This window comes from Pseudomonas sp. 8 R 14, from assembly GCF_900005955.1.
In the GTDB taxonomy this organism is placed as follows: Bacteria; Pseudomonadota; Gammaproteobacteria; order Pseudomonadales; family Pseudomonadaceae; genus Aquipseudomonas; species Aquipseudomonas marginalis.
In genome coordinates, this window is the sequence record NZ_CVTH01000090.1 from 100,691 (window position 1) to 108,717 (window position 8,027).

An 8,027-nucleotide genomic window follows, 5' to 3' on the forward strand; every position below is an offset into this window, starting at 1 on the left:
CTTTTCAACGCTTTTAGTCTGGTTTTCCATACTGACTGCCACTTTTTCATCCTACTTGTGCGAATTCATCTCCGCGGGGATCTTAGCTGAAATTCATCCCTCACAGACTGGAGAAAACACATGTCCCGACTCAACGCAAAAGTCGCCATTGTCACCGGTGCCGGACGTGGTATCGGCCGCGCCACGGCCAAGCTGTTCGCGGCCCAGGGCGCCAAGGTCGCCGTGGTGTCGCGCACCCCGGAAAACGTCGCGCGCGTGGTGGCCGATATCCAGGCCGCAGGCGGCACGGCGCTCGGCGTGGTGTGCGACCTGGCTGATGCGGCGCAGGTCAGCGCAGCGGTGGCGAACGTCGTCGCCACCTATGGCGGCATCGACATTCTGGTCAATAACGCATTCGACCCGTCCGTGGTGTTTTCCTCGGTGCTCGAGTTGCCGGTCGAACAACTGCAACGCAACCTGGACATGGGCCCGATCGCCTACCTGCGCACCATGCAAGCCTGCTACCCGTACCTCAAGGCCAGCGGCGCAGGGCGGGTGATCAACTTCGGTTCGCTGGCCGGCATCATCGGCATGCAAGGCTACGCGCCCTACAACATGGCCAAGGAAGCGGTGCGCGCGCTGACCCGCTCGGCCGCGCGGGAATGGGGCGTGGATAACATCACCGTCAATAACCTGCTGCCGGTGGCCGATACCTGGGGTGATAGTTATGACGCGCCGGCACCCTCCAATGTGCTCGGGCGTTATGGCTCGCCGGAAGACGACATCGCGCCGGTGGCGCTGTTCCTGGCCAGCCAGGATGCGCAGTTCATCACCGGCTACAGCCTGACACCGGATGGCGGGCAGATCATCGACAGTGCGCGTTGACTGACCCGCGCAGCGGCCCAGGCGAGTAGCGCTGCGATGCACAGGAGCGCGGCGCTCAATGCAAACGTCACCTGGTAGCCGCACAGGTCAAACACCACACCGCCCAGCGTTGCCCCGGCAGCGATTGCCAGTTGGATGATGGCAACCATTAAGCCGCCCCCTGCCTCGGCATCGTCAGGCAGGGTTTTTGCCAGCCAGGTCCACCAGCCCACCGGCGCGGCGGTGGCTACCAGGCCCCACACACCGAGGAGCGCGGCGGTAATAACGGGCGAACTGCCGAATGCGACCAATGCCAGGGCGATCACCGCCATCAATACGGGAATGGCGATCAGCGTGGGGTACAGGCCGTTCTTCAGGACACGCTCGATCAGCAGCGTGCCGGCCAAACCGGCCAGGCCGAGCACCAGCAGCATCAACGACAGCAGCGATACTCCCACCTGGGTAACACCTTCCAGAAACGGCCGCAGGTAGGTGAACAGCATGAACTGGCCCATGAAAAACACGCTGACGGCCAGCATGCCCAGGGCCACCGGGGCGCGCTTGATCAAGCGCAACAGGTGGCCGTTGCCGGCCTGGCGACGGGGTTTGATCGATGGCAGGCTCAGCAGCAGCCACAGCACCGCAACCACGGCCACCGGCACCACGCAGAAAAACGCGCCACGCCAGCCGATCAAACCACCGAGGAAACTGCCCAACGGTGCTGCGATCACGGTTGCCAGTGCGTTACCGCCATTGACGATGGCCAAGGCGCGCGGCACCTGGCCCTCGGGCACCAGGCCCATGGCAGTGGCTGCCGACAGTGACCAGAAACCGCCGATGGCCACGCCGATCAGGGCGCGGCCCAGCATGAAGATCAGGTAGTTCGGCGCGAACGCTACCACGCTGCCGGACACGATCATCAGCAAGGTCAGCGCGACCAGCAGGCGCTTGCGATCCATGCGCGCCGCCACTCGGGCGATCACCAGGCTGGTGAGCAAGGCAAACAGGCCTGACACCGAAATACCCTGGCCGGCCTGGCCTTGGCTGATGCCCAGGTCGGCGGCCAGCGGGGTCAACAGGCTCACCGGCATGAACTCCGAGGCCACCAGGGCAAAGGCCGCCAGGGACAGGGCGAAGACTGCGCCCCAGCGGGGCGTGTGAGGGTTTATCGAGATCACTTCAAGTGACTTTTGAAGAAGCTGGTGAGCTTGGCGAAGGGGATCAGGTTGACCCGGTCGTAGAGGTCCACATGGCCGGCGTTGGGGATGATCACCAGCTCCTTGGGCTCGGCGGCACGGTGGTAGGCGTCTTCGCTGAACTCGCGGGAGTGGGCATCGGCACCGGCAATCAACAGCAACGGGCGAGGGGAAATGGTCTCGATATCGTTGAACGGATAGAAGTTCATGAACTTCACGTTGCTGGTCAGCGTCGGCATGGTGGTGGTCTGCGGCGACGCGCCGGCCGGTGTGACTTCACCGCGCGGTGTGCGGTAGAAATCGAAAAACTCATCGCCAATCGGGTTGCCGCTCCGCTTGAGCGGCGTGCCGCTGGTGTAGAGGGTCTCGCCGCCCTGGAATTCCACGTAACGCTGGTTGGCCGCCTGCACCAGCACCTGCCGGCGCTGTTCCGCTGTCATGCCGTGCTTGAGGCCGTTGCGGTTGGCGGCGCCCATGTCGTACATGCTGACCGTGGCAATGGCCTTGAGGCGTGGGTCGATCTTTGCCGCCGCGATGGCAAAGCTGCCGCTGCCGCAGATGCCGATCACGCCGATGCGCTCACGATCGACCAGCGGCCGGGTACCGAGGAAGTCTACGGCGGCGCTGAAGTCTTCGGCGTAGAGGTCGGGCAGCACCGCATTGCGTGGTGTGCCTGCGCTTTCGCCCCAGAACGACAGGTCCAGCGACAAGGTGACAAAGCCCTGTTCGGCCATTTTGGTGGCGTAGAGGTTGGCGCTCTGTTCCTTGACGGCGCCCATCGGGTGGCCGACGATCAGCGCGGCATTTTTCGAGGCCGGGGCGAGCTGTTTGGGCACGAACAGGTTGCCCGCCACCGGCATGCCGTATTGATTGTTGAAGGTGACTTTTTCGACGGTCACCTTGTCGCTTGTGTAGAAGTTGTTTGCACCGTTGGACATGTCGGCTCCCAGAGAAGAGAACGAAATCACCAGCAGACTCAGGGTGAGCAAGAGGCTTTTCATGGATGGATCCTTGAGAAGGGGGTCGGCACATTTTCCCGGCGTGGCTGAGGGTTCTGTAGTGCGTTCCACTGGATTACTTGCCTGATCCTCTGAGTCTGGCGGGTTGCCGGGGACGCCAGCGGGCCGGTCGGGGTAAAGTCCAACGATCAGAGCAAAGGGCCCTTTATGAAGATCAATCAAACGCCCCTGGACGTGCTGGTCCGCGTGATCGGCTCAAGGGTCTGCGTACCCGGCGACTACCCCACGGCCATCCCCGGCCTGGGCTTTTATCGGCGTGAGCAGCCCGCGACACCCGTGGTGTGCATGGTCGAGCCGAGCATCGTGCTGGTTGCCCAGGGTGAGAAGCGGCTGTGGGTCGGCGGCGAGGGGTACCCGTATGACACGGCACGATTTCTGCTCACGTCGCTGGATATACCGGCCAACTCCGAAGTGCTGGTCGCCAGCCCGACCCGCCCGTGCCTGGGCCTGACTTTCAAGCTCGACCTGCGCATCCTGGCCGAGCTGATCGCCCAGGGGGAGTTGCCGCCAACGCGTGAGCGGGCGGTGATGAAAGGCGTGGGGATTGGTGTGGTGACCGGCGCCATGCTTGCCTCCTTTGCGCGCCTGGTTGAATTGCTTGATGAGCCCGAAGCGATACCGGTGCTCGCGCCCTTGATCCAGCGCGAGATTCACTTCCGGCTATTGCAGAGCGACCAGGCCGGCCGACTGCGCCAGATCTGCTCCGTGGACGGGCAGGGTTATCGGATTGCGCGGGCGATCGATTGGCTCAAGCTCAATTACGACGTGCCGCTGCGCGTGGACGAACTGGCCGCGCGCGTGCAGATGAGCGCGGCGACGTTTCACCATCACTTTCGCCAACTGACGGCCATGAGCCCGCTGCAGTATCAGAAATGGCTGCGCCTCAACGAAGCGCGGCGTTTGATGTTGAACGAGCATCGGGACGTATCCAGCGCGGCGTTCAAGGTCGGCTATGAAAGCCCGTCGCAGTTCAGCCGCGAGTACAGCCGGCTGTTTGGTGTGCCGCCCAAGCGCGATATGGCCGTGCTGCGCGGCAAAGCGGCGGTCAGCGATCCGCTGGCGTCAAGTTAGCGTAGAAGATGCAGCCGATCAGCCGCGCAAACAGGCTGAGGGTTTCCGGCAGGTTGGGGTCGTCAAACAGCATCGCCCGGGAATCCAGCGCACACAGTGCACCGAACAGCCGGCCATCCGGGAGGAAGATCGGCGCGCCGGCATAGCTCTCGATGGCGTATTGCTTGACCACCGGGCGTGCGGCAAAGCGGCCATTGGCGCTGACCTGCGGGATGAACAGGGTCTGTGGGTTGATGCAGAACTCGCTGCACAGGGTGGTTTCCAGGTCGAGCACGTCATCGGCATGAATGCCCATGTCGAAGGGGTCGTGCGCTGAACAGACAATCCATTCCAGGTCAGTGAACTTGGCGATGCCGGCAAAGCGCATGCCCGTCAGGCGGGTGACCAATTGCAGGATGCTGGTGGTGGCTTCGATTTCGGCGATGGCAGCGCGTTCGTCGGCGCTGAGTAACGCGTGTGCGGCGGTGCAGCTTGGAAGCATGGTTGAACACTCCACTGGCGTGGCGGCCCTTGCCACCACGCTTGGTCAGGTCTTAGTTGATACGCGGATGCTGCTGCACCAGGTTCTGGCGCTTGGCTTCCAGTTCGGCAATCTCGGCGTCAATGTCTTCGATTTTCTGCTCGATATTGTCGTGATGCTCCTGCAGCAACTCCTTGGCTTCTTCCATGTCCGACGCAGCCGGTGCTGCGCCGCGCAGGGGTTTGTTGGCGGTTTCCTTCATGGTCAGGCCGGTGATCAGGCCGACCACCGCAAACACCATCAGGTAGTAGGCGGGCATGTACAGGTCGTTGGTGCTTTCAACCAGCCAGGCCACCGCGGTAGGCGTGACGCCGGCGATCAATACCGAGACGTTGAACGCACTGGCCAACGCGCTGTAGCGCAGGTGCGTGGGGAACATCGCCGGCAGCGTGGACGCCATGACGCCGATGAAGAAGTTAAGCACGATGGCCAGGATCAGCAAGCCGGCGAAGATCAGGCCGGTCTTGCCGCTGGTGATCAGCATGAAGGCCGGAATGGCCAGGAACAGCAGGCCGATGCTGCCGGCGATGATGAAGGGCTTGCGGCCGATCTTGTCGCTGACAAAACCGATGAACGGCTGCACGAACAGCATGCCGACCATGATTGCGATGATGATCAGCACACCGCTGTTTTCGGAGTAGTGCAGGTTATGGGACAGGTAGCTCGGCATGTACGTGAGCAGCATGTAGTACGTCACGTTGGTGGCCGCGACAATGCCGATGCAGGTCAGCAGGCTGCGCCAGTGCTTGGTGGCGATCTCCTTGAACGACACTTTCGGGCCATGGGTCAGGCCTTCGCGGTCACCCTGTTCGAGCTTGTCGACATGCTGTTGGAACGCCGGGGTTTCTTCCAACGCATGGCGCAGGTACAGGCCGATCATGCCCAGGGGCAGGGCCAGGAAGAACGGCAGGCGCCAGCCCCAGGCCTCGAAGTCGGCTTCGCCCAGCACGCTGGAGATCAGCACCACGACGCCGGCACCGAGGACGAAACCGGCGATGGAGCCGAAGTCCAGCCAACTGCCGAGGAAGCCGCGCTTGCGGTCCGGCGCATATTCGGCGACGAAGATCGAGGCGCCGGTGTATTCACCGCCCACCGAGAAGCCCTGGGCCATTTTGCACAGCAGCAGCAGGATCGGCGCCCAGATGCCGATGGAGGCGTACCCGGGGATCAGGCCGATGGCGAAGGTGCTCAGCGACATGATCACAATGGTCGCGGCGAGGACTTTCTGGCGTCCGTATTTATCGCCCAGCGCGCCGAAGAACAGGCCGCCCAGGGGACGAATCAGGAACGGCACGGAGAACGTCGCCAGTGCCGCGATCATTTGTACGCTAGGGGAGGCGTCGGGGAAGAACACCTTGCCCAATACATAGGCGACAAACCCGTAGACACCAAAGTCGAACCACTCCATGGCGTTACCCAGTGCGGCGGCAGTGATCGCCTTGCGCATCTTGGCGTCGTCAACAATGGTGATGTCTTTCAAACCGATGGGCTTGACGCTTTTCTTACGTAATTTCATGCGGACCACTCTAAAACAGAACAGGGGAGGTGCCATCGTTGCGATGGCACCGCTCTGTCAGTTCAGATACAAGCGGACATGAAATAATTCACCGCTATTTGCGTTTTTTTGCCTGGGGCGCAATTTGCGTGCAATTGCCTGGGTTTTCGGGGTGAGCACCTACCCTGGGGCGATCCGGCATTCTGTGGTGAGCGGGCTTGCCACAAGAAGCCCGCTCGCCGTGGTCATGTGCGCTTGTCGTCCTACAACCTAGCTGCGCCTGGCACTTTTTACACCCGCGAGATAGCCCGCAAAAGCCGTAATCTTTCAGATTGACAGCGGGTAGGTAGCCCGATATAAAAGCCACAGTTGTACGACGACATATGACGTTACATATGTCCTACCTAACAAAAATAAAAAGTGATGCCATGAACTTGATCGAGCCCATCAACGCCCAGCGCGTTGGCCAAGCTGTAGGCAACTATCGCTGGACCATCTGCGCGATGTTGTTTTTCGCGACCACCGTCAACTACCTCGACCGCCAGGTGCTCAGCCTGCTCGCGCCGCAGTTGTCGACGCAATTTGGCTGGAGCAACACCGATTACGCCAATATCGCGGCGGTGTTCCAGTTTGTGTATGCGATCTCCATGCTGTTTGCCGGGCGGTTCGTCGACAAGATCGGCACCAAGGCCGCCTACGTGATCGCGATTGCGATCTGGTCCACCGGCGCCATCATGCATGCGTTCTCGGTGCCGATGGGCGAGGGCATCGCCGCGGTCAGCGGTGCGCTCGGCCTGGCAGTGATCCCCGTGTCCATCGCCGGCTTCATGCTGTCCCGGGCGGTGCTGGCTATCGGCGAGGCGGGTAACTTCCCGATTGCGATCAAGGCCACCGCCGAATATTTCCCCAAGAAAGAACGCTCGCTGGCCACCGGGATCTTCAACTCCGGCGCCAACGTCGGCGCGATCCTGGCGCCGATCTGTGTGCCGCTGATCGCCGGGATGTGGGGCTGGGAAGCGGCCTTTATGGTCATCGGCATGCTGGGCTTTGTGTGGGTGGCGGTATGGGCGGCGGTGTATGAGAAGCCGGAGCAGCAAAAACGCCTGTCGGCCGAAGAGCTGGCCTATATCCGCAGCGACCAGGCGCAGCAGCCCTCTATCCCGCCGGTTGCAGGCGCGGTACAGAAAAAAGTCTCGTGGTTCAAGTTGCTCACCTACCGCCAGACGTGGGCGTTTGCCTTCGGCAAATTCATGACCGATGGCGTGTGGTGGTTCTTCCTGTTCTGGCTGCCCACCTACCTGTCGGCGCAATACGGCATGAAAGGCGCCGATATCGTCATGCCGCTGGCCGTGCTGTACAGCATGACCATGGTCGGCAGCATCGGCGGCGGCTGGTTCCCCAGCTACTTCATGGCCCGTGGCGATGCCCCCTACGACGGCCGCATGAAAGCCATGCTGGTGATCGCGCTGTTCCCGTTGGTGGTGTTGCTGGCGCAACCGTTGGGCTACATCAGCTTCTGGGTCCCGGTATTGCTGATCGGCGTCGGCGCCTCGGCGCACCAGGCGTGGTCGTGCAACATCTTCACCACCGTGTCCGACATGTTCCCGCAGAAAACCGTGGCCTCGGTGGTCGGCATCGGCGGCATGGCCGGCGGCATCGGCGGTGTGGTGATGACCAAGATCGGCGGCTGGGTGTTCGACTACTACAAGTCCATCAATGACATCCACACCGGCTACATGATCATGTTCGCGATCTGTGCGCTGGCGTACCTGGTGGCCTGGAGCGTGATGAAGACCCTGGTGCCGCGCCATAAGGAAATCACTGACCTGTAATACCTCGTGGCCGCCGCGCTGTCGCGCAGCAAACTGGTACCTCTGTGGCGA

General features: G+C 62.0%; 7 protein-coding genes. 3 read left to right on the forward strand and 4 right to left on the reverse strand.

Annotation, left to right across the window (positions count from 1 at the left end):
- Nucleotides 1-120: 120 nt before the first annotated feature.
- Complete coding sequence (locus BFQ01_RS29310; RefSeq protein ID WP_027608503.1) at nt 121-864, forward strand: SDR family NAD(P)-dependent oxidoreductase; 744 nt, start codon at nt 121-123, stop codon at nt 862-864.
- Here BFQ01_RS29310 and BFQ01_RS29315 read toward each other — a convergent pair.
- Both BFQ01_RS29315 and BFQ01_RS29320 read right to left on the reverse strand, forming a co-directional pair.
- Complete coding sequence (locus tag BFQ01_RS29315) at nt 816-2,021, reverse strand: MFS transporter (protein ID WP_065928048.1); 1,206 nt, start codon at nt 2,019-2,021, stop codon at nt 816-818. The two genes, BFQ01_RS29310 and BFQ01_RS29315, sit on opposite strands and share 49 nt — an antisense overlap.
- Nucleotides 2,018-3,040 (reverse strand): alpha/beta hydrolase, encoded by a 1,023-nt coding sequence (locus BFQ01_RS29320; protein ID WP_065928049.1) that lies wholly within the window; start codon nt 3,038-3,040, stop codon nt 2,018-2,020. The genes BFQ01_RS29315 and BFQ01_RS29320 overlap by 4 nt, the downstream gene beginning before the upstream one ends.
- A 165-nt stretch (nt 3,041-3,205) precedes the next feature.
- On the opposite strand from BFQ01_RS29320, the gene BFQ01_RS29325 reads away from it, so the two are divergent.
- On the forward strand, nt 3,206-4,129 hold the full coding sequence (locus tag BFQ01_RS29325; protein WP_065928050.1) for an AraC family transcriptional regulator: 924 nt from the start codon (nt 3,206-3,208) through the stop codon (nt 4,127-4,129).
- Here the strand turns inward: BFQ01_RS29325 and BFQ01_RS29330 are convergent.
- Entirely contained in the window at nt 4,104-4,610 is a 507-nt protein-coding gene (locus tag BFQ01_RS29330; RefSeq protein ID WP_065928051.1) for a GAF domain-containing protein, read from the reverse strand. The two genes, BFQ01_RS29325 and BFQ01_RS29330, sit on opposite strands and share 26 nt — an antisense overlap.
- A 52-nt stretch (nt 4,611-4,662) precedes the next feature.
- On the reverse strand, nt 4,663-6,165 hold the full coding sequence (gene proP, locus BFQ01_RS29335; RefSeq protein WP_065928052.1) for a glycine betaine/L-proline transporter ProP: 1,503 nt from the start codon (nt 6,163-6,165) through the stop codon (nt 4,663-4,665).
- Nucleotides 6,166-6,572: 407 nt separating this feature from the next.
- On the opposite strand from proP, the gene BFQ01_RS29340 reads away from it, so the two are divergent.
- Entirely contained in the window at nt 6,573-7,976 is a 1,404-nt protein-coding gene (locus BFQ01_RS29340) for an MFS transporter (RefSeq protein ID WP_065928053.1), read from the forward strand.
- Nucleotides 7,977-8,027: the final 51 nt, after the last annotated feature.